22 protein-coding genes and 1 tRNA gene are annotated in these 26,820 nt (G+C 66.4%); 9 read left to right on the forward strand and 14 right to left on the reverse strand.

Annotation, left to right across the window (positions count from 1 at the left end; all coding sequences use genetic code 11):
* The first annotated feature begins 50 nt into the window (after positions 1–50).
* The 6 genes from G391_RS0107535 (at position 51) to G391_RS0107560 (ending at position 6,507) form a co-directional block, all read left to right on the forward strand.
* Positions 51–1,283 carry a 3-methyl-2-oxobutanoate dehydrogenase (2-methylpropanoyl-transferring) subunit alpha gene (locus G391_RS0107535; protein WP_051257217.1) on the forward strand — a complete coding sequence of 411 codons (1,233 nt, stop codon included), beginning with the start codon at positions 51–53 and terminating at the stop codon, positions 1,281–1,283.
* A 2-nt stretch (positions 1,284–1,285) separates the two neighbouring features.
* The gene (locus G391_RS0107540; RefSeq protein WP_169719099.1) at positions 1,286–2,308 is read left to right on the forward strand and encodes an alpha-ketoacid dehydrogenase subunit beta; all 1,023 of its coding nucleotides are present in this window, start codon (positions 1,286–1,288) and stop codon (positions 2,306–2,308) included.
* Positions 2,309–2,312: 4 nt separating this feature from the next.
* Positions 2,313–4,055: a 2-oxo acid dehydrogenase subunit E2 gene (locus tag G391_RS0107545; RefSeq protein ID WP_084169174.1), complete on the forward strand. Its 1,743-nt coding sequence runs from the start codon at positions 2,313–2,315 to the stop codon at positions 4,053–4,055.
* A complete protein-coding gene (locus tag G391_RS0107550; RefSeq protein WP_156893881.1) occupies positions 4,052–4,546 on the forward strand; it encodes a hypothetical protein in 495 nt (164 codons plus the stop codon). The genes G391_RS0107545 and G391_RS0107550 overlap by 4 nt, the downstream gene beginning before the upstream one ends.
* A complete protein-coding gene (gene lpdA / locus G391_RS0107555) occupies positions 4,543–5,940 on the forward strand; it encodes a dihydrolipoyl dehydrogenase (protein ID WP_029086981.1) in 1,398 nt (465 codons plus the stop codon). The genes G391_RS0107550 and lpdA overlap by 4 nt, the downstream gene beginning before the upstream one ends.
* Positions 5,941–6,030: 90 nt before the next feature.
* On the forward strand, positions 6,031–6,507 hold the full coding sequence (locus G391_RS0107560; RefSeq protein ID WP_029086982.1) for a PaaI family thioesterase: 477 nt from the start codon (positions 6,031–6,033) through the stop codon (positions 6,505–6,507).
* 11 nt (positions 6,508–6,518) lie between these two features.
* Here G391_RS0107560 and G391_RS14225 read toward each other — a convergent pair whose 3' ends face one another.
* From G391_RS14225 to G391_RS0107580, 4 genes are all read right to left on the reverse strand, one after another.
* Positions 6,519–8,267, reverse strand: a complete 1,749-nt coding sequence (locus G391_RS14225) for an ATP-binding protein (RefSeq protein ID WP_051257218.1) — start codon at positions 8,265–8,267, stop codon at positions 6,519–6,521.
* Between the two features lie 74 nt (positions 8,268–8,341).
* A complete protein-coding gene (locus tag G391_RS0107570; protein WP_029086983.1) occupies positions 8,342–9,589 on the reverse strand; it encodes a PQQ-dependent sugar dehydrogenase in 1,248 nt (415 codons plus the stop codon).
* 210 nt (positions 9,590–9,799) lie between these two features.
* Positions 9,800–11,635: an asparagine synthetase B family protein gene (locus G391_RS0107575; RefSeq protein WP_029086984.1), complete on the reverse strand. Its 1,836-nt coding sequence runs from the start codon at positions 11,633–11,635 to the stop codon at positions 9,800–9,802.
* Positions 11,636–12,667 (reverse strand): glycosyltransferase, encoded by a 1,032-nt coding sequence (locus G391_RS0107580; protein WP_029086985.1) that lies wholly within the window; start codon positions 12,665–12,667, stop codon positions 11,636–11,638.
* An 89-nt stretch (positions 12,668–12,756) separates the two neighbouring features.
* On the opposite strand from G391_RS0107580, the gene G391_RS0107585 reads away from it, so the two are divergent.
* A tRNA-Met gene (locus tag G391_RS0107585) sits at positions 12,757–12,833 on the forward strand.
* A gap of 64 nt (positions 12,834–12,897) precedes the next feature.
* Here the strand turns inward: G391_RS0107585 and G391_RS0107590 are convergent.
* The 8 genes from G391_RS0107590 to G391_RS15170 all read right to left on the reverse strand — a co-directional run bounded on the left by G391_RS0107590 (position 12,898) and on the right by G391_RS15170 (position 21,090).
* On the reverse strand, positions 12,898–13,917 hold the full coding sequence (locus G391_RS0107590; protein WP_029086986.1) for a class I fructose-bisphosphate aldolase: 1,020 nt from the start codon (positions 13,915–13,917) through the stop codon (positions 12,898–12,900).
* Positions 13,918–13,997: 80 nt separating this feature from the next.
* Positions 13,998–15,194: a phosphoglycerate kinase gene (locus G391_RS0107595; RefSeq protein WP_035303987.1), complete on the reverse strand. Its 1,197-nt coding sequence runs from the start codon at positions 15,192–15,194 to the stop codon at positions 13,998–14,000.
* A 41-nt stretch (positions 15,195–15,235) separates the two neighbouring features.
* Positions 15,236–16,210, reverse strand: a complete 975-nt coding sequence (locus G391_RS0107600) for a mitochondrial fission ELM1 family protein (RefSeq protein WP_029086988.1) — start codon at positions 16,208–16,210, stop codon at positions 15,236–15,238.
* Positions 16,201–16,674 (reverse strand): transcription elongation factor GreA, encoded by a 474-nt coding sequence (gene greA, locus G391_RS0107605; protein WP_029086989.1) that lies wholly within the window; start codon positions 16,672–16,674, stop codon positions 16,201–16,203. The genes G391_RS0107600 and greA overlap by 10 nt, the downstream gene beginning before the upstream one ends.
* 102 nt (positions 16,675–16,776) lie before the next feature.
* The gene (locus tag G391_RS0107610; RefSeq protein WP_156893882.1) at positions 16,777–17,010 is read right to left on the reverse strand and encodes a hypothetical protein; all 234 of its coding nucleotides are present in this window, start codon (positions 17,008–17,010) and stop codon (positions 16,777–16,779) included.
* A 64-nt stretch (positions 17,011–17,074) separates the two neighbouring features.
* Positions 17,075–17,737 carry a glutathione S-transferase gene (locus G391_RS0107615; RefSeq protein WP_029086991.1) on the reverse strand — a complete coding sequence of 221 codons (663 nt, stop codon included), beginning with the start codon at positions 17,735–17,737 and terminating at the stop codon, positions 17,075–17,077.
* A 49-nt stretch (positions 17,738–17,786) separates the two neighbouring features.
* Positions 17,787–19,667 (reverse strand): DEAD/DEAH box helicase, encoded by a 1,881-nt coding sequence (locus G391_RS0107620; protein ID WP_029086992.1) that lies wholly within the window; start codon positions 19,665–19,667, stop codon positions 17,787–17,789.
* 103 nt (positions 19,668–19,770) lie between these two features.
* A complete protein-coding gene (locus G391_RS15170; protein ID WP_051257219.1) occupies positions 19,771–21,090 on the reverse strand; it encodes an amidohydrolase in 1,320 nt (439 codons plus the stop codon).
* 100 nt (positions 21,091–21,190) lie between these two features.
* On the opposite strand from G391_RS15170, the gene selD reads away from it, so the two are divergent.
* Positions 21,191–22,240, forward strand: coding sequence for a selenide, water dikinase SelD (selD, locus tag G391_RS0107630; protein WP_035303989.1), 1,050 nt, complete (start codon positions 21,191–21,193; stop codon positions 22,238–22,240).
* Positions 22,237–23,250: a tRNA 2-selenouridine(34) synthase MnmH gene (gene mnmH / locus G391_RS14230; RefSeq protein ID WP_035303991.1), complete on the forward strand. Its 1,014-nt coding sequence runs from the start codon at positions 22,237–22,239 to the stop codon at positions 23,248–23,250. Before selD ends, mnmH begins: the two co-directional genes overlap by 4 nt.
* Here the strand turns inward: mnmH and G391_RS0107640 are convergent.
* Positions 23,224–23,520 (reverse strand): DUF1294 domain-containing protein, encoded by a 297-nt coding sequence (locus G391_RS0107640; protein WP_211226484.1) that lies wholly within the window; start codon positions 23,518–23,520, stop codon positions 23,224–23,226. The genes mnmH and G391_RS0107640 overlap by 27 nt on opposite strands.
* Positions 23,520–26,819, reverse strand: a complete 3,300-nt coding sequence (carB, locus tag G391_RS0107645; protein WP_029086994.1) for a carbamoyl-phosphate synthase large subunit — start codon at positions 26,817–26,819, stop codon at positions 23,520–23,522. The genes G391_RS0107640 and carB overlap by 1 nt, the downstream gene beginning before the upstream one ends.
* Between the last annotated feature and the right edge of the window lies 1 nt (position 26,820).

Raw genomic sequence — 26,820 nt, forward strand, 5'->3', positions numbered from 1 at the left:
GACCGCGTGTGCTATTCAGCCCAAAAATCAGGGATGCCCCAGCGGAAACGATGACGAAGAACACCCCCAAGCTCTCGCTTCGCGTACCCGAGCCTCCGGCCCGGCCCGGCGACAAGGCCGACTTCTCGCACGTCCAGATCGACGAGGCCGGAGCGGTCGCCCGTCCCGATGTTTCGGTGTCGCCGGAAGTGACACGCGATCTGGCTTTCCGGTTGGTGCGGGTGCTGGACGACAACGGCAAGGCTGTCGGGCCGTGGGACCCCAAGCTGGACGTTGAGACGTTGAAGCGCGGGCTGAAGGCCATGGTCCTGACCCGAGCCTTCGATGACCGGATGCACAAGGCGCACCGTCAGGGCAAAACCAGCTTCTATATGAAGTGCACGGGCGAGGAGGCCATCGCGGTCGCCCAAGCCCTAGTGCTGAGCCCTGAGGACATGGGCTTCCCAACCTACCGCCAGCAGGGCCTGTTGATCGCGCGCGGCTATCCGCTGGCGACGATGATGAACCAGATCTATTCCAATGCGGCCGACCCGATCAAAGGCCGTCAGCTGCCGATCATGTATTCGGCCAAGGACTATGGGTTCTTCACCATCTCCGGCAACCTCGGCACCCAGGTGCCACAAGCCGTCGGCTGGGCCATGGCCAGCGCCTACAAGGGCGATGACAAGATCGCGTCTGCCTGGATCGGCGACGGGGCCACGGCGGAGGGCGACTTCCACTCGGCCCTGACGTTCGCGGCGGTCTATCGGGCTCCGGTGATCCTGAACATCGTCAACAATCAGTGGGCCATCTCGTCCTTCCAGGGCATCGCCGGCGGCATCGAAACGACCTTTGCCTCCAAGGCCATCGGCTATGGCCTGCCGTGCTTGCGGGTTGATGGGAATGACTTCCTGGCCGTCTGGGCGGCGACCCAGTGGGCGGCGGAGCGGGCGCGCACCAATCAGGGGGCGACGGTGATCGAGTTCCTGACCTACCGCCACGCGCCGCATTCGACCTCGGACGACCCCAGCCGCTATCGCCCCGGCGACGAGGGCGCGCACTGGCCGCTGGGCGATCCGGTTGAGCGGCTGAAACAGCATCTGATCGGGCAGAAAACCTGGTCCGAGGACGACCAGAAGGCCGCTGAGGCCGACGCGGAAGCGCAAGTCAAAGCCGCCGCCAAGGAATCCGAAGCCATCGGCACCTTGGGTCAGTCGCGGCCCAGCGTGAAGACCATGTTTGAGGAGGTCTTCGCATCCGAAGACTGGCGACTGGTCGAACAGCGGCGCGAGGTGGGAGTCTGACCATGGCCGACACCACCTCCATGAACATGATCCAGGCGCTGAACTCGGCGCTGGACATCAAGATGGCCGAAGACCGGAACGTGCTCTCGTTCGGTGAGGACGCGGGCTATTTCGGCGGCGTCTTCCGCGTCACCGACCACCTGCAAAAGAAGCACGGCCTGACCCGCAGCTTCGACGCCCCGATCTCGGAAAACGGCATAGCTGCCGCCGGCATCGGCATGGCGGTCTATGGGCTGCGCCCCGTGATCGAGATGCAGTTCGCCGACTACATCTATCCGGCCTATGACCAGCTCGTCTCCGAAGCCGCCAAGATCCGCTATCGCTCGGGCGGAGAGTTCACCTGTCCGATCACGGTGCGCAGTCCCTATGGCGGCGGCATCTTCGGCGGCCAGACGCACAGCCAGAGCCCGGAGAGCCTGTTTACCCATATTTCGGGCCTGAAGACGGTGATCCCGTCCAATCCTTACGACGCCAAGGGTCTGTTGATCGCGGCCATCGAGGACGACGATCCGGTCGTCTTCTTTGAGCCCAAGCGCCTCTACAACGGCCCGTTCGACGGCTGGCACGAACGGCCTGTCAGCCCCTGGAAGGCTCAGGAGCTGGCCCAGGTGCCCACCGGCAAATACACCGTGCCGCTGGGCAAGGCGCGGATCATGCGCGAGGGCTCGGACGTAACCATCCTGGCCTATGGCACGATGGTCTGGGTGTCGCTGGCGGCGGCCGAGCATGCCGGCGTCGACGCCGAGGTCATCGACCTGCGCTCGCTGGTGCCGCTGGACATCGAGGCGATCGAGGAAAGCGTCAAGAAGACCGGCCGCTGCGTCGTCGTGCACGAGGCGCCCAAGACCAGCGGCTACGGAGCCGAGCTGTCTTCGCTGGTGCAGGAGCGGTGCTTCTATCATCTGGAGGCGCCGGTGGCGCGCGTGGCCGGCTGGGACACGCCCTATCCGCACGCCTTCGAGTGGGAATATTTCCCCGGCCCCGAGCGGGTGGCCGAGGCGATCAAGCGGACCATGGAGGGCTGATCTGATGGGACGCTACGTTTTCAAACTGCCCGACGTGGGTGAAGGCACCGCTGAGGCCGAACTGGTCGCCTGGCACGTCAAGCTGGGCGACTTGGTCGCCGAGGACCAGATCGTCGCCGACGTCATGACCGACAAGGCGACGGTGGAGCTGACCAGTCCGGTGGCCGGGAAGGTTACGGCCCTGCACGGCGAGGTCGGCGGCATGCTGGTGGTGCGCGCGCCGCTGGTCGAGTTCGAGGTCGAGGGGGCGGGGAACGCCTCAGATTCTGATGAATCCTCCCCCTCGGCTGCTTCGCAGCCACTCCCCCAGCCGGCTGGGGGAGAGACAGGTAAGTCTCCTCCCCGCGTCAGTGGGGAGGGGGACCGCGTAGCGGTGGAGGGGACTCCCGCCGCCGCACAGGCCCCCGGCAACTACGCCTTCAAACTGCCGGACGTAGGCGAAGGGACGGCGGAGGCCGAACTGGTCGCGTGGCACGTCGCGGTCGGGGATCAGATCGAGGAAGACCAGCTGCTGGTCGACGTCATGACCGACAAGGCGACGGTTGAGCTGACCAGCCCGGTGGCCGGCAAGATCACCGCCCTGCTGGGCGAGCCCGGCAAGACCGTCGTGGTCGGGGCGCCGCTGGTGATGTTCCAGGTCGAGGGCGCGGGGAATGTCAAACCCGGCGCCGTGCCCGCCGCCGCCCCCTCCACCGCTTCGCGGTCCCCCTCCCCCGCAGGCGGGGGAGGATCCGAAGCGGTGCCGACCGACAAATCCTCCTCTGCAAGCGAACCGCCGCGAGGGAGGGGGACCGGCACAGCCGGTGGAGGGGGCGCGACCGGGCGCCCCGTTGCCGAGGGCTTCACCACGCGCAAGACCGGCGAGAAGCCGCTGGCCTCGCCGGCGGTCAGGAAGCGCGCGCGCGAGATGGGCGTCGAGCTTCAGTTCGTAGCGGGTTCCGGTCCGGCGGGCCGGATCGGCCATGAGGATCTGGACACCTATGTCGCGCGCGGCGGACGGGGGTCGGGCGGCGGCTCGGGCGGCGGCTCGACCTATGCGAAGGCGGACGGCGTCATCGAGACCAGGATCATCGGCCTGCGCCGCAAGATCGCGGAAAAGATGGCCGAGAGCGTGCGCCGCATCCCGCACATCACCTATGTCGAAGAGATCGATGTCACCGCCCTGGAAGAGCTGCGCGCGCATCTGAACGCCCAGAACAAGGGAAGCGGCAAGCCCAAGCTGAACGTGCTGCCGTTCATCGCCCGCGCGATCGTGGTGGCCCTGAAGGACCAGCCGGTGCTGAACTCGCACTATGACGACGAGGGCGGGGTTCTGACGACCTACAACGCCGTCAATCTGGGCATCGCCGCCCAGACGCCGAACGGCCTGATGGTGCCGGTCGTGCGCCACGCCGAGGCGCTGGATCCCTATGACACGGCGCTGGAGATCGCGCGGGTCTCAGGCGCGGCCAAGGACGGCTCGGCCAAGCGCGACGAGCTGTCCGGTTCGACCATCACCATCACCTCGCTGGGGACGCTGGGCGGCATCACCCACACCCCGATCATCAACCACCCCGAAGTCGCCATCATCGGCCCCAACAAGATCCAGGAGCGGGTCGTGGTGAAGGACGGCCAGATGGTCGTTCGCAAGATGATGAACCTGTCCTCCAGCTTCGATCACCGGATCGTCGATGGCCATGACGCAGCGGTGTTCATCCAGCGGATCAAGGGCTTGCTGGAGCATCCGGCGACGTTGTGGATGGGATGAGGGCGATCAGCTTCACGCTTCGAGCCAAGCTCGCCGCAGGTGTTGTTCTGGCTGCGCTCGCACTGAATCCCAGCGTTGCAGATGCCTGCGCACGGCCTCCACCGCCGCCCTGGCACGTGATGGAGATGCAGCCCGACCGCGCCATCTGGGTGGGACGGGTGACGAGTGTCACGCCCAATCCCGCTCCGCTTGTTAACGCGCGCCTGGAAGTCGCGCAGTCAACGGCCCGGATTGAACGGCTTGAGGTGATCCACGGCGCGCCACCAGCGCTCTATGAGTATGTGGGGGCAACAAGTTCACGGGCGCTGGATGGATCGACCTACAGCTGGTGCGGTCCGTGGATGAGCATTGAGCCGGACGAAGTCGTTCTGCTGATCGACGATCCGGCCGGCGTCTACATCTTGAGCCTGGCGCAGCCAGAGGTGGTTGCGCGCCTTGAGTCCTATCAGTTTCCCCCGGACGTTATCTCTCGACTTGAGACCTACCAATGACTGAGCAAATCAAAACCAAAGTCCTCATCATTGGGGCCGGAACCGGCGGCTATGTCGCCGGCATCCGTTGCGGCCAGCTGGGGCTGGAGGCCGTGCTGGTCGATGCCGGCGACGGGCTGGGCGGGACGTGCCTGAATGTCGGGTGCATTCCGTCCAAGGCGATCATCCATGCGGCCAACAAGTTCGAGACGGTGGCCAAGGCGGCGGATGGGGGGACGCTGGGGATCACGGCGAACAAGCCGGCGATTGACCTCGCCCAGACGGTCGCGTGGAAGAACGGGATCGTCAAGAAGCTGAACCAGGGGGTCTCGGGCCTGCTGAAGCGGGCCAAGGTGAAGGTGATCAAGGGCTGGGCGACCTTCTCGGACGCCAAGACCTGCACGGTTTCGACCGACGAGGGCGAGATCACCATCTCGGCCGAACACGTCATTCTGGCGACCGGGTCGGAGCCGGTCGAGCTGCCGTTCCTGCCGTTCGGCGGGGACGTGATTTCCTCGACCGAGGCCCTGTCGCTGGACAAGGTTCCGAACAAGCTGGTGGTCGTCGGCGGCGGCTATATCGGGCTGGAGCTGGGCATCGCCTTCAGGAAGCTGGGAGCTGAGGTGACCGTGGTCGAAATGGCCGAGCGCATCCTGCCGCTCTACGACAAGGACCTGACGGCCCCGGTCACCAAGTGGCTTGAGAAGCATGGCGTCAAGCTGCTGCTGGGGGCCAAGGCGGGCGCGTTCGAGAAGGGCAAGCTCAACGTCACCACCCATGACGGCGAGGCGATCAAGCTGGACGCCGACAAGGTGCTGGTCACGGTCGGACGCCGCCCGCGCACCCAGGGCTGGGGTCTGGAGAACATGGGCGTCGCCATGGCCGGTCCGTTCGTGAAGATCGACAACCGATGCGCCACCTCGATGAAGAATGTCTGGGCCATCGGCGACCTGACCGGCGAGCCGATGCTGGCGCACAAGGGTTCGGCGCAGGGCGAGGTGGTGGCGGAAATCATCGCCGGCCACGACGCGGTGTTCGATCCCGTCACCATCGCGGCGGTCTGTTTCACCGAGCCGGAGATCGTCTCGGCGGGCCTGGGTCCGTCTGACGTGGAGGGCCGCGATGATGTCATCACCGCCAGCTTCCCGCTGATGGCCATCGGTCGGGCCCTGGCGATCGAGGCCGGCGACGACGGCGGCTTCGTGCGCGTGATTGCGAACAAGGACGACCACCGGATCCTCGGCATCCAGGCCGTCGGCCAGCATGTGTCTGAGCTGTCCAACAGCTTCGCCCAGATGCTGGAGATGGGCGCGGTGCTGGAGGACGTGGCGGGCGTGATCCACGTCCACCCGACCCTTGGCGAGGCCTTCCACGAGGCGACCCTGCGGGCCCTGGGGCATGCGATCCATATCTAGAGATTGCCCCCTCTCCCTTTGGGAGAGGGGGCAGCTGGTTGACCCTCAAGTTGTCACCGATCACATAGGCGCTTCGAGCAGGAGCCTGTGATGAGTCTCGCCTACCCCCGCGGCGTCGCCACGCCTGAACAGATGGCCGGCAAGACCGGGCTGGAGATCATGCAGGCGCTGGTGCACGGCGAATTTCCCGCGGCCGAGATCAGCGGGCCGATGCGCTTCTGGCTCGCCGAGGCGGAGGAGGGGCGCTGCGTTTTCATCGGCGAGCCGGACGAAAGCCTACGCAATCCGCAGGGCACCACCCACGGCGGCTGGGCCCTGGCGTTGATCGACAGCGCGGCGGGCTGTGCGGCCCACACCACCCTGCCGGCGGATGTCGGCTATACGACGGTTGAGACCCACGGCAACTTCACACGTCCGATCCTGCCGGACGGCGGACAGGTCCGCGCCGAGGGGCGGGTGATCAACCGGGGCCGGACCCTGATCACCGCCCAGGCGACCCTGACCGACAGCCAGGGACGGGTGCTGGCCCACGGCGGTTCGACGTTGATGGTGCTGGCGGGGCGGTAGGGATTACGACGTCAGGCCGACCGCGCGGTGGGGGCGGGCGCGTCCACGGCTTCGCGGGTCTGCGCCACGCAGGCCTCGATTGCCGAAATCAACGTCTGGAACTCAATTGGCTTGCCGACAGCGCGATCCATTCCGGCGGCGCGATAGGTGTCGGTCTGATGCGTCATGACGTTGGCGGTCAGGGCGATGATCGGCGTTCGGAGCCGACCCATCGCCAGTTCTTCCGTCCGGATAACGGCCGCGGCTGTCGGGCCGTCCATGACCGGCATCTGAATATCCATCAGGATCAGGTCCCAGTCGCCCATTCGCCAGGCCTCGACGGCTTCGGCACCATTCTCAACGAAGGTCGGCTGGATGCCGACCTGGCCGAGCAACAGGCTCAAGACCTGGCGGTTCACCGGATGGTCCTCAGCCGCGAGAATGCGAAGCCAGTCTCCGGCCATGTGGGGGACCGATACCGTGGCCTCGGTCATGCCGAATGACGGACCGGCGCGCTCCAGTGGCAGTCGGACATCAAATGCAAGGCCGTGCGGCATGCGCAGCCGTGCCTGGATGTCGCCTCCCATCAGTCCGGCCAGCTCAGAACAGATCGATAGACCCAGTCCCGTCCCGCCATATCGGCGTGTCGTGGTTTCGTCGGCCTGGGTGAACCGCTTGAACAGGCGCGGCAGCTGGTCCTCGGTCACGCCGGGTCCCGTATCGGTCACGGTGAGAACGAGATGCTCGCCATCGAGGCAGGCGCTGACCGTGATCTCGCCGGAATCGGTGAACTTCACGGCATTCGAAATCAGGTTCGACAGGATCTGGCGCACGCGGGTCGGATCGCCGCGCCAGCCTCCCGCAGCCGCGGGTGAGATCCGCGTGGTCAGGCGCAGGCCTTTGTCCTCGGCCAGGGCGCTGAACCCGCCCTGGGCCTGACGGATCACTGTTTCCAGGTCGAAATCGAGGATCTCAAGTTCGAGATGGCCCGCCTCGACCTTGGCCAGATCCAGGACGTCGCTGAGGATGTGCAGCAGCGACTGACCGGACTGGCTGATCACCGCCAGGCGCTCGCGCTGACGTTCGGGAAGCTCGTCTGCGGCCATGGCCTGGGCCATGCCGAGCACGCCATTCAAGGGTGTTCTGATCTCATGGCTCATGGTGGCGAGGAAGAGGCTCTTGGCTTCATTGGCCTGATCGGCCTGGGCGCGGGCGGCCTGCATCTGGCTGAAGAGGCGGGAGATCTGTGAGCTGATCGACAGCCCGGCGACCACCAGCATGGCGGCGGCGAAGGTGAGCTGGCCGACTTCGAAACCTGACAGACCGGCCCGGAACGCTGCGAATGGCAGGATAGCCAGATACAGGCCCTGGGGGGCCAGGGCGACCAGCACCATTGTGCGCGATCCTGGGCTCATCATCACCGCATTGATGACGACGCCGCCGATGACCATGGCCCCGCAGAACAGACCCAGCGTCGTGCCTGACAGGATCTCGGCCACGCCATAGGCACTGAAGGTTATGTTGTTGAGGAAGGCGATCGCAAGGCAGGCCGCGATGTAGCGGTGCTGAGACAGGCGACCCGCCCAGGCGCCTTCAGGATGCAAGCCACGTTCGATCAGTTGTAGCCCGGTATAGGCGGCGAACCAGACGGCGGCGAAGATCGGTGAGGTCAGTGGGAACGACACCGCCGCGACCACGCCGGCGATGATGACACGGCTGCGCCACTGCGGCGCGCGACGCGCCATGGTCTCGGTGATGGATTGAATTTCTGATGACCGCATGGAATCCCCGGGCCATCTTTGAGGTCACGAGGTTCACGATCTGTAAACTTTCAGGGGCGGCGTCCTGATGCCTTCTAACCGGCGGGCGCGATGCGGATCAGGCGGCCGTTGTCTTCGTCGGTGACGACCCAGACGGAACCGTCGGCGGCGACCTGGACGTCGCGGATGCGCTGGTTCTGATCGGTGAGGAGGCGTTCCTCGCCGACCACGCGGTTATCCTCGATGACCAGGCGCGCCAGGTGCTTGCCGCCGAGGCCCGAGACGAGGAGGTTTCCTTCCCATTCGGGGAAGGCCTCGCCGTCATAGAAGGCCGCTCCGCCCGCCGCGATGACGGGATCCCAGTAGTAGACGGGCTGTTCCAGGCCCTCGCGGGCGGTCAGGCCCTCGCCGATCGCGCCGCCGCGATATTCCATGCCGTAGGCAATGGTCGGCCAGCCGTAATTCAGGCCGCCCCGCACGATATTGACCTCATCGCCGCCGCGCGCACCGTGTTCCATGGCCCAGAGTTCCCCCGTCCAAGGATTGAGCGCGGCACCCTGGACGTTGCGGTGACCCAGCGACCAGATCTCGGGCCGCGCGCCCTCTCGCCCGACATAAGGATTGTCGGCCGGGATAGAGCCGTCGGCGTTGATGCGGATGATTTTACCCAGATGGCTGCCAAGATCCTGGGCCTGCGGGCGGGTTTCCAGGTCTGAGCGTTCGCCGAGCGTGATGTACAGCCGGCCCTCGCGATCGAACGCCAGCCGCGATCCGTAGTGCATAGAGTTGGAATAGGAAGGCCAGGCGCGGAAGATGACTTGAGTGCCGCTGAGCGACCGCTCGTCGCCGGAGAGCCGGGCGCGGGCGACGGTGGTTCCGTTGCCGTCGGCGCGGTCCTCGGCATAGCTGAAGTAGACCAACCGGTCGGTGGCGAAGTCGGGGCTGAGGGCGACGTCCAGCAGGCCGCCCTGGCGTTCCGCATGGACGGCAGGCACGCCCGAGACGGCACCCAGGTCCGCGCCATCCGCGCTGAACAGGCGAAGGGCACCGGAGCGTTCGGTGACCAGCCAATGGCCGCTGGGGAGCTGTTGCAAGGCCCACGGGTGGTCCAGCCCTTCGGCCATGGGGCTGACCGTATAGGCCGCCTGGGTCGTGACGCCGGGCGCTCGGGTCTGGCCCTCGAAGGCGGGGCGTTGGTCCGGGTTGTTGGCGGGGCGGCTCTCGACCGGCGCGCCGCGCGCGGCGCGATTCTCCGCCTCTGCGTTGGACGCTTCCTGACCGTTGCAGGCGGTGGCGGCGACCATCAGCGACGAGGCGGCGACGAGGGCAAGGGTGGGGCGCATGGGGTTACTCCGTCACCCTCGGGTTTGTGGCGAGGGCCTGTGGGTCAGCTTAAGGTGTGTTTGCAGAACGATCGGGACGGCGTCCAGTTCATGCCCAACCTTTTTGTCATCCCGGCCGGGGCGCAGCCGAGGGCCGCGACAACGGCCGCGGCGGGCGCGTGTCGGGCCGGTCGTCCAGGACAGTCGCTTCGCGCGTTCCGGGATGACAATTCAAGGGGAGGGCAACAGCGCCGCCAGGGCCTCTTTCCGCTCCATGCCGGCGACGTGGATGTTCCACCAGACGGCGTAGAAGAGCAGCGGCCAGCGGCCGGACGGCTGGTCGTCGCGCTCGAAGACGGCGCGGACGGCATCCATGTTGCAGACCTGGGCCAGACCCTCATGGGCGGCCAGGGCAGGGGCCAGGTCGCGGGCGCGCGGCGCGATCCAGGCGGCGACGGGGACCGTGAAGCCCTTCTTCTTCGCCCACGGGTCGGCGGCGGGCAGGTGGCGTTCGAGCCACTTCCTCGGGAGGTATTTGCCGTAGCGCCCGCGCACCTTGAACCGGTCCGGCAGGTTGAAGGCGAAGGCGGCGACCTCACGGTCCAGAAACGGCGTGCGGCCCTCCAACCCGTGGGCCATCAGGGTGCGGTCCAGCTTGAGCAACAGGTCGTTGGGTAGCCAGGTGGCGATGTCGGCGGCCTGGGCGCGCTGGAGCGGCGTCATCCAGGGCTGGACGGCCTGGCCGGCGGCGAGACGCCAGCTTTCGAGCGCGGCCTTGCCGCCGTCGTTGAGAAAGTGGGCGTCGAACTGGGGTTCGGCCGGGCGGCCGCCAAGCCAGCGGGGCCGCAGGGCGCGGCGATAGCGGCCATAGCCGCCGAACAGTTCGTCGCCGCCTTCGCCGGACAGGACGACGGTGAGCGTTCCCTTGGCGGCCTCGGCCAGTTTCCAGGTCGGCAGGGTGGCGTAGTCGGTGGTGGGGTCGTCGAGCGCCCAGGCGACCTCGGGCAGGATGCGCCAGAAGTCCTCTTCGCCGAAGGTCGTCTCGCGCCAGTCGAGGTTCAGGGCCACCGCGACAGCCTCGGCATGGGCGCGCTCGTCGCGGGCACCGGGGGCGTCGAAGCCGCAGGTGAAGGCGGTGACGGGTCGCTCGTTCAGTCGGGCCATGAGGGTGGCGATGGCGGAACTATCGATGCCGCCGGACAGGAACAGGCCGTAGGGGACGTCGGAGCGCTGATGGACGCGGACGGAGTCTTCGAGAACGGCGTCGAGGCGGGCGAGGAGTTGACCCTCCCCCATCGCAGATGGGGGAGGGGGACCGCCCCGGCTCGCCGATGGCGAGCCGGATCGCCGGTAAAACTCGGATCGCAATGCGATCCCGAGGCCGGTGGAGGGGGCGGCGGCTCGCACCGCACCCGGTCCCGCCCCCTCCACCCCTTCGGGGTCCCCCTCCCCCGCGAGCGGGGGAGGATCCCGGGTGACCTGGCGGACCTCGCCCGGCACCATGTCGATGACGGGCTCCTCAAGCGGACTGACACGGTAGCCGAGGGACAGGACCTCGCCGGCGGCGGCCGGGGTCGGAACGATGCGCGGAGTCAGGCCGCGGGGTTCTGAGGCGAAGGCCACGTCGTCGCCCTTGCGGCTCAGATAGAGCGGCTTGATCCCGAACGGATCCCTCACCAGCCAGGTCCGTCCGTCCGCGCCGATGAGACAGAAGGCGTACATGCCGCGCAGGCGGGTGAAGGCCTTTTCGCCCTCCAAATTGTAGAGGTGCAGGAGGGGCTCGAAATCCGAGCCGGTGGTCAGCTTGTCCTGCAAGCCGAACTCTTCGATCAGTTCGACGTAGTTGTAGATCTCGCCATTGCCGATGACGGTCGAGCCGCCGGCGTGCAGCGGTTGCCAGCCGCCCTCCAGGTCGATGATCGACAGGCGGGCGTGTGCGAGGCACCAGCCGGGACCGCTTTCGATGCGGATGCCGTCCGGGCCGCGGTGCTGGAGCGTGTCGATCATCTGGCGGACGGCGGCCTCGGGGGCCTGGTCCGCGCCGAGGATCCCGGCAATGCCGCACATTCAGGTCCGCTCCCCGGCCAGTTGATCGAACAGGGCCTCCCATTGCGGCAGAACGACTGCCTTGGAAACCTCTGACGCGTGGTTACGACCGGCGGCGGCGATGCCCTCGCGCAAAGGTGTGTCGTGGATCAGGCGATGGATGGCCAGGACGAGGGCTTGCACGTCGTCGATCGGGACCAGCAGGCCGTCTTGGCCATCGCGGATCAGCACCTTGGGCCCGGCGGCCTCGGCGGCGATGACGGGCTTGCCGTAGGCCCAGGCCTGAATGACGACATTCCCCAGCGGCTCGACCCGCGAGGGGAAGACGACGATGTCGGCGGCGCGATAGAGCGCCCCGGCGTCATTCCTCCAGCCGAGCCAGCGGACGCGATCGGCGACCCCCAAATCGTGGGCCAGTTCGCGCAAATCACCCTCGAGCGGACCGGTCCCGGCGATCCACAGGACGGCGTCGGGAATCTTCACCAGGGCCTTGAGCGTCACATCGTGCGCCTTGGCCGAATGCAGCCGACCCATGGCGAGCAGGAGAGGGGCCTCGCGCGGGGTGTCGAGTAGGGCACGGCTCTGGGCCGGGCTGTCGTCCGGTTCGGCGAAGTTGGGAATATGATGGGCACGATCCGCCGGCCAGCCCTGGGCGACGATCCAGTCGCGGATGTCGGCGGTGTTGCCGACCAGGGCGTCGAAACCGCGATAGTTCTTCAGATCGTAATAGCCGCCCAGTCGCCCGACCCGCGCCCAAGGCCCCTTGGGGCAATGCCGGGCGGCCCGGTTCATCCAGGCGACCAGCACCTGCGCGCCCTGCGTTGCGGCATAGCGACGGATAGCCGGGCGGGTGGCCAGATCGAATGGGCCGCCGAAATCAAACACCTCATATGGGACGCCCTCCGCCGCCAGTCGGGCCTCGCGCCCAGGGTGTTTGCGCACGGCAGCCGCCGTCGGCTGACCGGCACCATGCAGGGCCGTGACCAGATCGACGAAATAGGTCTCGGCGCCTCCGTCGGCGGCGGATCCCAAAAGATGCAGGGCGGGCGTCATCGGTTCGCACAGGCTAGACGTTTGCGAGAGTTTTCGCACCTGTCTTGAACCGGCGCGCCGGGGCCTATATACGCGCCGTCTCGCGCGATGGCTGGGTAGCTCAGCTGGTTAGAGCGGTGGATTCATAACCCACAGGTCGGCGGTTCGAGCCCGCCCCCAGCCACCATCGTGCAGACATGAAAAAGGGCGGCTCTCGCGAGCCGCCCTTTTCGCGTTCTGGCGCGAGATGCTTACGCCGCTTCCAGGCTCTTGGACCATTCGCCGGTCGAGGCCAGGCCGTTCATGCGGGCGCGGTGGTGGAAGGCCTGCGAGGCCGCCGCGACGTTTTCGGATTTGCCGGACCAGGCCTTCTGCGGCGCGGCTTGCAGGGCGCGGCCGTAGGAGAAGGTCATGTTCCAGGGGAAGCCGCCGATCTTGTTCATGGCGTCCAGGTGGGCGGTGGCCTCTTCGTCGGATTGGCCGCCCGAGAGATAGGCGATGCCCGGCACGGCCGACGGCACGGTGGCTTTCAGCGCCGCGATGGTCTTTTCAGCCACTTCTTCGACGCCGGCGCGGTTGGACGCCTTCTTGCCGGAGATGACCATATTGGGCTTGAGCACGATGCCTTCCAGTTCGACGCGCTGTTCAGCCAGTTCGTTGAAGACGGTCTGGAGGACCCAGCGGGTGACTTCGTCACAACGGTCGATGGAGTGGGCACCGTCCATCAGCACTTCCGGCTCGACGATGGGAACGATCTGGTTGGCCTGGCAGATGGCGGCGTAGCGGGCCAGGGCGTGGGCGTTGGCCTTGACCGCGCCCCAGGTGGGGATCCCGTCGGCAATGTCGATGACCGCGCGCCACTTGGCGAAGCGAGCCCCGCGCGCATAGTCCTTCTGGAGGCGCTCACCCAGGCCATCCAGGCCCTCGGTCAGAGTCTCGCCGGGGAAGCCGTCCATCGGCTTGGCACCCTTGTCGACCTTGATGCCCGGGATCGAGCCATTGGCCTTGATGAGCTCGACCAGCGGCGTGCCGTCGGCACCGTCCTGATACAGGGTTTCTTCGAACAGGATGACGCCCGAGATGTGGTTCTTCATTGCTGCGTCGGAGCGGAACAGCAGCTCGCGATAGTCGCGGCGGTTGGCTTCGGTGCTTTCAACGCCGATCGCGTCGAACCGCTTCTTGATGGTGCCGGTCGATTCGTCTGCCGCCAAAATGCCCTTGCCGGGCGCGACCATGGCCGTAGCCACCGCGTTCAGAGCCGCGAGATCCATATCCTGAGTCCTTTGGATTTTTGCTTTGTGGCGGCGCGTATAGGCAAATCTGCCACAAAAGTCACGGGGTCGTGATCGCCCTAGCTCCGCAGTGCTTCCACGCCCGGCAGGACCTTGCCTTCCATCCATTCGAGGAAGGCCCCACCGGCGGTGGACACGAAGGTCATATCGTCGACCACGCCCGCATGATTCAGCGCCGCGACCGTGTCGCCTCCGCCGGCGACTGCGGTGAGGACGCCTGACTGGGCCAGGGCTGCAGCGGTGCGGGCGGCGCGCACCGTGGCAGCGTCGAACGGGGGCACCTCGAAGACGCCCAGCGGCCCGTTCCAGATCAGGGTGCGGCTTTCGGCCATGGCCTTTTCCAGCCGTGCCACCGTGGCAGGTCCGGCGTCGAGGATCTTCTCTTCGGGCTGAAGCTGGCCAAGTTCGCGCACGCGCGCCTCGGCGTTCGGGCTGACCTCGGTGGCGACGACGACGTCGACCGGCAGGAGCAGTTCACAGCCGGCCTTTTCGGCGGCCTTGATGATCTCGCGCGCCGTATCGCCCAGATCATGTTCACAGAGCGAGGCGGCGACGTCCTGACCCATGGCGGCCAGGAAGGTGTTGGCCATGCCGCCACCGATGGCCAGCTTGTCCAGCTTGCTGACGAGGTTCTGCAAAAGATCGAGCTTGGTCGAGACCTTGGAGCCGCCGACGATGCCGAGCACCGGTTTCTTGGGGCTGCCGAGCGCGGCGTCCAGCGCCTCCAGCTCACGGCGCATGGATTCGCCGGCATAGGCGGGCAGCAGGCGTGCCACGCCCTCGGTCGAGCCGTGCGCCCGGTGGGCGGCGGAGAAGGCGTCGTTCACATACAGATCGCCCAGCGCGGCCAGCTCGGCGGCAAAGGCCGGGTCGTTCTGTTCCTCGCCCTTGTGGAAGCGGACATTCTCGAGCAGCACCACGCCGCCGGCGTCCAGATCGTCGATCGCCGCCCTGGCCTCGTCGCCGACGCAGTCGGTGGCGAACCGCACCGGGGCACCGAGCAAGGCCGCAAGCGGGGCCACGACCGGCTCCAGGCTCATGCTGTCGACGCGCTCGCCCTTGGGCCGACCAAAGTGGGCCAGCAGGGCCACCTTGGCTCCCGCGTCGCGCAGCTTGTTGATCGTCGGCAGGGCGACCCGCAGCCGGGTATCGTCGGTCACCCGACCGTCTTCCATTGGGACATTGAAGTCCACGCGAACAAGGGCGGTCTTGCCGGTCAGATCACCGGCGGCATCGAGGGTGCGAAAATTGCTCATGGCCGCGTCTATAAAGGGACTAATGCCTGGGGAGAAGGGAGCTAGGCACGCATCCGCGCCAGCACCTCCCGAGCCGCTCGGTCCGTCTCGGTGAGCGGCGCATAGGTCCAGCTTTCCAGGGCGCCGGAGAAGGGACGGGTGGCCCCGCGTGATTGAAGCGCGGCATGGAGAGCATCGAACTTGCCGCCGTCACCGTCCAGGGCAAGAATCTGAACCGGCTTGCCCGTGGCGGCCGCTTCGGCAGCCATATTGACGGAATCCCCCGTCACCAGAATGTGGTCAGCCGTCTCCAGGAAGGCGAAGTAGGGATTGGGGCCTTCCCCATCCCAGATCAGACCCGGTACGCCGTCGAGCCGCGCCATAAGGGCTGCACGTGCCGCGCCCGGTGTCCGTCGCGAAAACGTCAGGAGCAGCGACCCGCCGGAGGTTTCAACCGCCTGGGCGATCTGGTCTGCTAGCCGCTCGGCCGTTGCCGCGCTCATGTCATAGGCCTTGGAGCGCCCACCGATCAGGACCGCGATGCGCGGGCGCGCCAGCTCCGCCAGTTGGGTACGGAAGGGGGCGGCTTCTTGCTCTAACCGTTCGGGCGTAATGCGGTTGGGTGAGCCCAGAATGGAAAAGACGTTCGGTCCGATGACGCCGTCGTGCAGCGGTGGGATGACCAGATCAAAGGCCGCCAGATCGGTTCTCGGGTCCTGAAGCTGGACAACATAGGTCCGTCCGCCGCTCCAGTGCTTCAGTCGCGTCGAGAAGGGCAGACTGGCGCGGCCGTTGGCGATGGCGACGTCAGGGAAAGGCGCTTCAATCCGGTCTGAGGCGTCAGCCAGCATGGCACGTGGCCAAAACCGCAAGGCATTGGGCCAGCGGTCGAACAGGCGCTGAAAGCGCAGGCGTTTGGTCGTGATCTCGGCCGGTGTCAGGCGCTGGATTGCCTCGGCGAGGCCCAGCGCCTGGTTTTCAATACCGACGCGACCGTCGGTGACGGTCCAGATCGACAGGGGTAGGTTTACCGCCACTCGACCTTGAGGATCTCGTAGGCCTTCACACCGCCGGGTGTGTTGACCTCCACGACGTCACCCTGCTCCTTGCCGATCATGGCCCGCGCGATGGGCGAGGTGATGGAGACGCGACCTTCCTTGACGTCGGCCTCGTGCTCACCGACCAGCTGGTAGCGGCCCTCTTCCTCGGTGTCCTCATCGACCACGGTGACGGTCGCTCCGAACTTGACCTGGGCCCCGGACAGTTTGGACACGTCAATCACCTGGGCGCGCGAGATCTTGTCCTCGATCTCAGCGATACGGCCCTCGATCCAGCCCTGCCGCTCTTTGGCGGCGTGGTACTCGGCGTTCTCCGACAGGTCGCCATGCGAGCGCGCTTCGGAGATGGCGGCGATCACGTTGGGACGTTCCACCGACTTGAGACGCTTCAACTCCTCGTCGAGGGATTGGTATCCCCCGGCCGTCATCGGCACTTTTTCCATTTGTGGGTAGTTTTCTTGTCGCCCTGGGAAATGAAAAGCCGACCGCGGGCGTGGCGGTCGGCGCTCAGTGGGCGAAAAGGATAAGGCTCAATCCAGCCTTTTTCAAGAGGCCGGGTGCCGCGTCTTGCGCAGCCAGAATCGCAGGACCACCAGCCAGAAGACCCAGAACAGAATGGCGCTGCCGATCGAGGCGAGCACTGCCTTGGTCAAGGCGATTCCCAATAGCCCGGTCACCAGCATGACCAGAAGCCCGACGAGGAAGGATGAAACCAGACGCAGGGTCTGGCCCTTCATGCGAGAACCGCGGGCAGGATTGGGGGACGCTTGATCGTTCATGACACCCGTAACGTATAAAGCGCGCCTGCGTTTCGCCAGTGTTCAAAATTCTCGGTTCGACCGATCAGGCGTAACTGTAAGGACCACCGCGCGTGATGGCCCGCCGATAAGCCTCGCGTCCATGGATGCGTTGAAGAAAAGCGGCGATCTTCGGTTTACGGGCTGCCCCGGCGCGGGCGGAGGCGGCCTCGAGCGGGAAGCTCATCATGATGTCGGCCGCTGTAAATTCAGGCCCCGCGAACCATTCATGGCGACCCAGTTCGGCTTCCCAGAAGCCAATATGGCCATCGAGCTGGGGCTGGATCATCCGCTTGTTCATGGCCTTGGTGATGCTGTTGGCGACGGGGCGGGCCAGGAAGGGAACCCTCGCTGGGATCTGGGCAAAGATCAGCCGCAGCAGGAGCGGCGTCATGGCGGACCCTTCGGCGTAGTACATCCAGTAGGTAAAGCGTCGCGCGTCTTCGGTCCCCGGTGCCGGGCGCAAACGTCCATCACCATAGGTGTTCAGCAGATAGTCGAAGATGGCACCTGTCTCGGCGACCTTGATGCCGTTGTCCTCGATCACCGGCGACTTGCCCAACGGATGCACGGATTTCAGTTCCGTTGGTGCCAACATGGTATGCGGATCGCGCCGATAAGCGCGGATCTCGTAGTCTAGGCCCAGTTCCTCCAACAGCCACAGAACCCGCTGGGAGCGGCTGTCGTTGAGGTGATGGACGATAATCATGGCGAGGGCCTCCCGTGAGAGCCCACACTAGCCACCCCGAACGGTTTGGCTAGCCGCGTGCCTTGGCTTTGAACGGCTTCTTGGCGAAGGGCTTCTTGCCCGGTCCGCCGGCCTTGGGCTTGAAGCCGGTCTTTTTCTTGAAAGGCGGTCGGGCACCCTCACCTGTATCGCGATTTTCCGGTCGCTTGAACGGCTTGGGGGCCGGCCGCGGTTCGCCGTTGGCGCGCTTGGCGTGGGGCTTGCGGTTGAAGGTTCGTGCGCCGTTGTCGTCCTCGTGACGAGGCTTGGGTCCCTTCTTGTAGCCGCCGGGGGTCGGGGCCTCGGACGGAGTGATGGTCACGTCCTTCTCACCGGACGCCGCAACAGCTTCGCGGAAGCGGTCGGCATGCGTAAGGGCGATCTGGAAGCGCGTCTCGTCCGGGTAGATGCGGATCGAGCCGATCTCCTTCTTGGTGATGTGTCCCAGACGACAGATCAGCGGGATCAGCCACTTGGGGTCGGCGTTGCGCGACCGACCGACATCCATGCGGAACCAGGTCGTCTCGTCCTCGGTCAGGCGTTCTCCCGGCCAGGGCTGGGCCGAGGCGTCGTCGCCACCGGCTTTTCGGGCCGGACGTTCACCCGGATCGAGCAGTTCCTCGGGAGCCGGCAGATCCTTGCGTTGCAACCGGATCAGGGCGGCGGCGATGGCCTCGGGCTCTCGCTCGGCCAGCAGACGGCGCGCCAGGGCCAGATCCTCCTCCGTGGCCTCGACGGCGAAGATGTCGGCGGACAGCAGGCGCGTCTCGTCCTTGGCGCGAATCTCATCAGCCGTCGGTGCCCCGGACCAGGTGACGTCGATCCCGGCATTGCCGATCAGCATGTCAGCCTTGCGACGCCGTGTATGCGGGACCAGCAGGACCGAAACCCCCTTCTTGCCGGCACGGCCGGTCCGGCCCGACCGGTGGAGGAGGCCCGCCTTGTTCATCGGCAGTTCGGCGTGGATGACCAGACCCAGATCGGGCAGGTCCAGGCCTCGCGCTGCGACATCGGTGGCGACACAGACCCGCGACCGGCCATCGCGCAGGGACTGAAGCGCATCGTTGCGCTCACGCTGGCCCATCTCGCCAGACAGGGCGACCGAGTTGAACCCCCTCTCAAGCAGCGACGATTGCAGGTGGCGCACGGCATCGCGTGTCGAGCAGAAGACCAGAGCACCCGGGGCCTCGAAAAACCGCAGCACATTGACCACGGCATGTTCGACCTCATTGGGGGCAATGCGCATGGCGCGATATTCGATATCGCCGTGCGGGGTGTTGCGGTTCGTCGTGTCGATCCGAACGGCGTCGCGCTGGTACTTGCGAGCCAGGGTGGCGATGTCGCGAGCGATGGTCGCCGAGAACAACAGGGTACGACGATCTGCCGGGGCGGCGTCGAGGATGAACTCCAGATCCTCGCGGAAGCCCATGTCGAGCATCTCGTCGGCCTCGTCCAGCACGACGATACGAATGGCCGACAGGTCCAGATTTCCCCGCTCGATGTGGTCCTTCAGGCGGCCGGGCGTGCCGACAACAATGTGGGTGCCGTGGGCCAGGGCGCGCTGCTCGCGCCGGGCATCCATGCCGCCGACGCAGGTGGCGATCCGCGCCTCGGCCGGGGCGTACAGCCAGCGCAGCTCGACGGACACCTGAAGCGCCAGCTCACGGGTCGGGGCAATCACGAGTGCCAGGGGGGCGGCTGCCGGACCAAACGTCTCGGCGTCGTTCAGCAGCGTCGGGGCTGCCGCCAGACCGAAGGCGACGGTCTTGCCCGAGCCGGTCTGGGCCGAGACGAGCAAATCCTGGTCGTTCAGACCGGCTTCCAGCACCGCCGCCTGAACCGGCGTCGGCTCGGCATAGCCGCGCTCTGACAGGGCGCGCGCCAGCGCAGGATGGACGACGGGGAAGGGCATGATGAACCTGAAAACGACAAAGCGCCCGACCGGGATGATCCCGGGCCGGGCGCTTGGGGGAAGGGCCTCTAGGCCCTGATAAAGGCGGGGATAAGGCGGGGCTCTACTCCGCTCCTGGTGCCATCAAAGCCATCCCCGCCAGGACCATGGCCTCAACGCCGGCCGTAACAGACGGCTCGGCCTCGATGCGGAACTCTGGCGAGTGGTGGCCCGCCGCCGTGTCCACCTCAGACGGCAGCGTACCGCCGACATCGAAATAGACACCGCGCACGCCGTTTCCGGGGGCGACGAAATAGGCGAAATCCTCGGCCCCCATGCCCGTGCGGGCTTCGTCACGCAGCCGATCGGCCCCCATGCCTGCGGCGATGGCGTCGCGAACGCGCTGGGCCGTCTCGGGATCATTGATCGTGGCTGGTGTGGTTTCGGTGGCCGAGCGGGTGACGATGGGCAGGCGATCTTCGGGCACACCCAGAGCACGCGCGGTGTTGGCTGATACGCGGTCGATGCCGTCCAGCAGACGTTCGCGCACCTCGGGGCTGTCGGACCGAACGGTCAGCTGCAAATCGACCCGTTCGCCGATGATATTGTGCTTGGTGCCGCCATGGATCGACCCCACCGTGATGACGGCACCCTCCAGGGGGCTGATTTCCCGGCTGACGATGGATTGCAGAGAGACGACGATCTGGGCGGCGACCAGCACTGGGTCCACACCCATGTGCGGATAGGCCCCATGCGTGCCGATGCCGCGCACCTGGATGTCGACGCTGTCCGACGAAGACGACACGACGTCCAGCGGCACCGAAATCGTCCCGGCTGCCTGACCGGCGGCGACGTGGAAGGCCAGGGCGTATTCGGGGCGGGGGAAGCGCTCATAGAGACCGTCCTCCAGCATTTCTCGCGCGCCAAAGATGCGTTCTTCCGCCGGCTGGACGACCAGCAGCAGCGTACCGGACCATTGATCCCGGAGCTCGATCATTTGGCGGGCTGTCCCGACCAGGGCGGTGATGTGCACATCGTGGCCACAGGCGTGCATGACCGGCCGTTCCTGGCCGTCCCGATCAAGCTGGCGGGCGGTTGAGGCATTGCTCAGGCCCGAACGCTCTTCCACGGGCAGGCCGTCCATGTCGGCGCGCATCAGCACGGTCGGGCCGTCACCGTTCCTTAGGATCGCAACCACGCCGGTTCCGCCGACGCCTTCGGTCACCTCATACCCCAGCGCGCGCAGTTCGGTGGCCATCCGTGCAGCGGTCAGAACCTCCATGCCCGACAGCTCGGGATTGCGGTGGAAGTGATCGAACAGGGCCCCCAGGTGACTGTCATAGTCCGCCTGGATCGACGACCTGAGCTCGGCATCCTGGCCCTGTGCCATCGCGCTGCCGGCCAGCACGGCCCAGGCTACGGTCCCAATCAGAAATGGCTTCATTGTCGTCTCCCCCAAAAGAACGGGAACATGATCATGGGGACTTTGGGCTGGCAAGCATCCGGCCATTGAGTTTCGGCGCAGTTCGCGCCAGCTATCGGTCATGGACATCCCCTCGGACGAACCCCGCCTGACCAGCCTCGCCCACGGGGGCGGGTGCGGCTGCAAGATTGCGCCGGCGGTCCTGAGCGAGATGCTGGCGCAGGTGACGCCGGCGCGCCCGTTCGTGGACCTTCTGGTCGGGACTGAGAGCAGCGACGATGCCGCGGTCTGGCGGCTGAACGACACCCAGGCGCTGGTGGCGACGACGGACTTCTTCATGCCGGTCGTCGACGATCCGTTTGATTTCGGTCGGATCGCCGCGACCAATGCCTTGTCCGACGTTTACGCGATGGGCGGCAGACCTATCCTGGGGCTGGCCATCGTCGGCATGCCGGTGAATGTCCTGTCGGCCCAGACCATTGGGCGCATTCTGGAAGGCGGGGCCAGCGTCTGTGCGCGGGCGGATATCCCGATCGCCGGGGGCCATTCCATCGACAGCGTCGAGCCGATCTATGGCCTGGTGGTCATGGGGCTGGTGAACCCGACCCGGGTGATGACCAATCGCGGGGCCCGGCCCGGCGATGTGCTGGTCCTGACCAAGCCGCTGGGCGTTGGTGTGCTCAGCGCTGCCTACAAGCAGAGGCGTCTGGATGAGGCCGGCTATCGCGAACTGATCGACACGACCACACGGTCGAACTGGATCGGGCCCTCGCTGGCGGACACAGACCACGTCCATGCCATGACCGATGTGACCGGCTTTGGTCTTGCCGGCCATGCGCTGGAGATGGCGCGCGGGTCTGGTGTCAGAATCGAGCTGTTCAAAACGCCGCCGCGTCTAGCCGGTGTGGATGCCTTGCTGGCAGACGGGGTTCGCACCGGGGCCTCGGCGCGAAACTGGGCCAGCTATGGGGACAGTGTCGAAGGGCTGGGCGAGGGGGCTTTGCGTGATCTACTGACCGATCCTCAGACCTCCGGCGGTCTGCTCGTGTCGGTGGCCGAGGCGGGCTTGGCCGGGCTGAACTGGACGTTGTCCCGTGCCGGCTTCGATCAGGCGGCGGTTGTCGGGCGTGTCGTCGAAGGTGAACCCGGCGTGCGGGTCGTCGCGGCATGATCCGCACGCTGGCCGACATTGACGTCGCCGCCCTGGCGGCGTTCGACGCCATCATTGATGTCCGCAGTCCCGGTGAGTTCGCCGAGGATCATCTGCCCGGAGCCATCAATCTCCCGGTGCTGGACGACGCCGAGCGGGCCGAGGTCGGCACGGAATACGTCCAGGGCTCCAAGTTCCGCGCCCGCCGCAATGGCGCGGCCCTGGTCGCCCGCAACATCGCCCGGCATCTGGAGGGGGCGCTGGCCGATGCGCCTGCCGGCTTGAAGCCGCTGGTCTATTGCTGGCGCGGGGGCCAGCGGTCGCACGCTATGGTCACGATCATGGATCAGGTCGGCTGGCCGGTGACGGTGCTGGACGGCGGCTACCAGACCTGGCGCCGGGGGGTGGTGCGGCGGCTCTACGACGAGCCGCTGGACCACCGTTTCGTGCTGATCGACGGTCCGACGGGCGTGGGCAAGACCGAGATGCTCGGCCGCCTGGCCGAGGCCGGCGAACAGGTGCTTGACCTTGAGGCGCTCGCCAATCATCGCGGCAGCCTGTTCGGGGCTATGCCCGGCGGCCAGCCCAGCCAAAAGTTGTTCGACAGCCGCCTCATCGCCGCCCTCGCCGCCCTTGACCCGGCCCGTCCGGTCGCGGTTGAAGCCGAGTCCAGCCGCGTCGGAACCGTCACCCTGCCCAAGCAGATTTGGGCCGTCATGCAGGCTGCGCCCGTCGTCGAACTGACCGCGCCGATGGAGGATCGGATTTCTAGAATCCTGCAAGATTATGATGGTTTCTCTAGAAATTCCGATCTAGTTGCTGAGGTGCTGGCGCGCCTGCCGCGCCACATCTCAAAGAGCCAGCGTGCCGACTGGCTGGAGATGGTCCGTCAGGGCCAAACCGCAGCCTTCGTTCAATCATTGATCGAGGCCCACTACGACCCTGCTTACGGGCGGCAAGGTCGACGGCCAATCGCGCACTTGCCATCGTACGCTGTCGACGCGCTAAAACAGATCTTGCAAAGCGCCTAGCTCACCACCTGCCAGCAGCCACAGCGCCACCGCGACGTGGATCGCCAGTGCTCCCAGCATCAGGCTCCGGAACGGCTGCTTGCGCGTCTTGTGGCGGAACAGCTCACAGGCGATCCAGGCCCCGACCCCGCCCAAGACGGCCAACCAGAGCAGCACACGCTCAGGAATACGGTCGCCCTGCGCCCGCGCCTGATGCTTGTCGTAGCCGTAGACGACGAAGGCGAGGAGGTTGCCGGCCAAGACCAGAAGGAGGACCGGCAGGCCCGCCACTACCCGTATTCCTGGATCGCCCGTACGTCCAGTTCCCCCGCCTTGATCGCGGCGATGGCCTGGGCGGCGGCGAGGGCCGCCGGGGTGGTGGTGAAGTAGGGGATCTTCATCATCAGGGCGGTGCGCCGGATGGAGAAGCTGTCGGCCAGCGACTGCTTGCCCTCGGTGGTGTTGATGAGGATCTGCACCTCGCCGTTCTTCATCGCGTCGACGATGTGGGGGCGACCCTCGAGCACCTTCTTGACGAAGCCGACCTCCAGCCCCTGCTCGACCAGATAGGCGTGGGTGCCGCCCGTGGCGATCAGGCTGAAGCCTTGCGCCAGCAGCACCTTTGCCGCGTCCAGGATGAACGGCTTGTCGTCGTCCTTGACCGAGATGAAGGCGCATCCGGCGGTCGGCAGGACCGTGCCGCCGCCCAGCTGGCTCTTGGCGAAGGCGCGGGCGAAGGCGGGGGCCATGTCGGCCTCGCCGTCGCGCTTCCAGTCCAGACCCATGACCTCGCCGGTCGAGCGCATTTCCGGCCCCAGGATGGTGTCGACGCCGGCAAAGCGGGCGAACGGGAACACCGCCTCCTTGACGGCGATGTGGTCGTAGGGCCGGTCCTCCAGACCAAAGCCGGCCAACGTCTCGCCCGCCATGACCTTGGCGGCGATGGCCGCAACCGGCTGTCCGATGGTCTTGGCCACGAAGGGCACCGTGCGGCTGGCGCGCGGATTGACCTCCAGCACGAAGATGCGGGGGTTGGCGCTGTGCGGCTCTTCAATCGCGAACTGCACGTTCATCAGGCCGCGCACCTTCAGCGCCCGGGCCATCTCGGTCGTCTGCCGCTTCAACTCGGCCACGGTGGCGGCTGACAGGGAGTAGGGCGGCATCGAACAGGCGCTGTCGCCCGAATGCACCCCGGCCTCTTCGATGTGTTCCAGCACGCCGGCGACGAACACCGTCTCGTCGTCGCAGAGAGCGTCGACATCGACCTCGGTGGCGCGGTTCAGATAGTGGTCGATTAGGACCGGATCGTCGCCCGACACCTGCATGGCCTCATGGACATACCGGTCCAGCTGCTCGCGGTCGTGGACGATCATCATGCCGCGGCCGCCCAGCACATAGGAGGGACGCAGGACGACCGGATAGCCGACCTCTTCAGCCTTCTGCGCGGCCTCTTCGGCGCTGCGGGCCAGGCCGTTGGGCGGCTGCATCAGGCCGATCTGGTGCAGCATCTGCTGGAACCGCTCCCGGTCCTCGGCCAGGTCGATGGAGTCCACGCTGGTGCCCAGGATCGGCACGCCGTCTTCCTGAAGGGCATGGGCCAGCTTCAGTGGCGTCTGGCCACCGAACTGGACCACCACGCCCAAAAGCTCGCCCTTGGACCGCTCGACATCAATAAGTTCGAGCACATCCTCAGCCGTCAGCGGCTCGAAATAGAGGCGATCCGAAGTGTCATAGTCGGTCGAGACAGTCTCGGGATTACAGTTGACCATGATCGACTCGACGCCGATGTCATCGAACGCAAAGGCGGCGTGACAGCAGCAGTAGTCGAACTCAATGCCCTGGCCGATCCGGTTCGGACCGCCGCCGAGGATGACGGCCTTCTTGCGATCCGAGGGCTGGGACTCGCAGTCGGGAACCTGACCGAGCGCACCCGTCTCGTAGGTCGAATACATATAGGCGGTGGCGCTGGCGAACTCGGCTGCACAGGTGTCGATCCGCTTGAACACCGGCCGCACATTCAGGGCGCGGCGCGCCTTGCGCACCTCCGCCTCGGTCGAGCCGGTCAGTCGGGCGATACGGGCGTCTGAAAAACCCTTGGCCTTCAGCCGGCGGAAGGCGTCGGCCTCGCCCGGCAGGCCGCGCACGCGCAGATGGCCTTCCTCGCGCACGAGGTCTGCGATCTGGCGCAGGAACCACGGCTCATACGAACAGGCCGCCGCCACATCGTCGACGGTCAGGCCGTGACGGAAGGCCTGGGCGATGACGCGGACGCGGTCCGGCGTCGGCTGGCCCAGCGCCCGGATCACCGCCGCCTTGGCCGAGGCGTCGTCGTCCACGTCGGTGACGCCGTCGATCTCGATCTCGTCAAAGCCGGTCAGGCCGGTTTCCAGGCCGCGCAGCGCCTTCTGCATGGATTCCTGGAAGGTCCGACCGATCGCCATGACCTCGCCGACCGACTTCATCGAGGTCGTCAGGCTGGCCTCGGCACCCGGATATTTCTCGAACGCAAAGCGTGGGATCTTGGTGACCACATAGTCAATCGACGGCTCAAAGCTGGCCGGGGTGACCTGGGTGATGTCGTTCTGCAGCTCATCGAGCGTGTAGCCGACCGCCAGCCGGGCGGCGACCTTGGCGATGGGAAAGCCCGTCGCCTTGGACGCCAGCGCCGAGGAGCGCGACACACGCGGGTTCATCTCGATGACGACCATGCGACCGTCCGCCGGATTGATCGCCCACTGCACGTTCGACCCGCCGGTCTCGACCCCGATCTCGCGCAGCACATTGATCGAGCCGGTGCGCATCCGCTGATATTCCTTGTCGGTCAGCGTCAGGGCGGGGGCCACGGTGATGGAATCGCCGGTGTGCACCCCCATCGGGTCGATGTTCTCGATCGAGCAGATGATGATGCAGTTGTCCGCCCGGTCGCGGACCACCTCCATCTCATATTCCTTCCAGCCCAGGACGCTTTCCTCGATCAGCACCTCGGTGGTCGGCGACAGGTCCAGGCCGCGCTCGACGATCTCGCGGAACTCCTCGACGTTGTAGGCGATGCCGCCGCCGGTCCCGGCCAGGGTGAAGCTCGGGCGGATGATCGCCGGCAGGCCGACGAAGGCCAAGGCCTCATCGGCCTCCTCGACCGCGTGGATGGCGCGCGAACGGGGGCTTTCCAGCCCCAGCTTGTCCATGGCGTCGCGGAATTTCTGGCGATCCTCGGCCTTGTCGATGACGTCGGCTTTCGCCCCGATCATCTCCACGCCATGCCGCGCCAGCGCCCCGGACTGTTCCAGCGCCAGCGCCGTGTTCAGCGCCGTCTGCCCACCCATGGTCGGCAGCAAGGCGTCGGGCCGCTCCTTGGCGATGATCTTCTCGACGATCTCCGGCGTGATCGGTTCGATATAGGTGGCGTCGGCCACCTCCGGGTCGGTCATGATCGTGGCCGGGTTGGAGTTGACCAGAATGACCCGATAGCCTTCGGCCTTCAGCGCCTTGCAGGCCTGAACCCCCGAATAGTCGAACTCGCACGCCTGACCGATGACGATGGGCCCGGCACCGATGATCAGGATGGATTGGATGTCTGTACGTTTGGGCATG

It is taken from the genome of Brevundimonas aveniformis DSM 17977 (assembly GCF_000428765.1).
In the GTDB taxonomy this organism is placed as follows: Bacteria; Pseudomonadota; Alphaproteobacteria; order Caulobacterales; family Caulobacteraceae; genus Brevundimonas; species Brevundimonas aveniformis.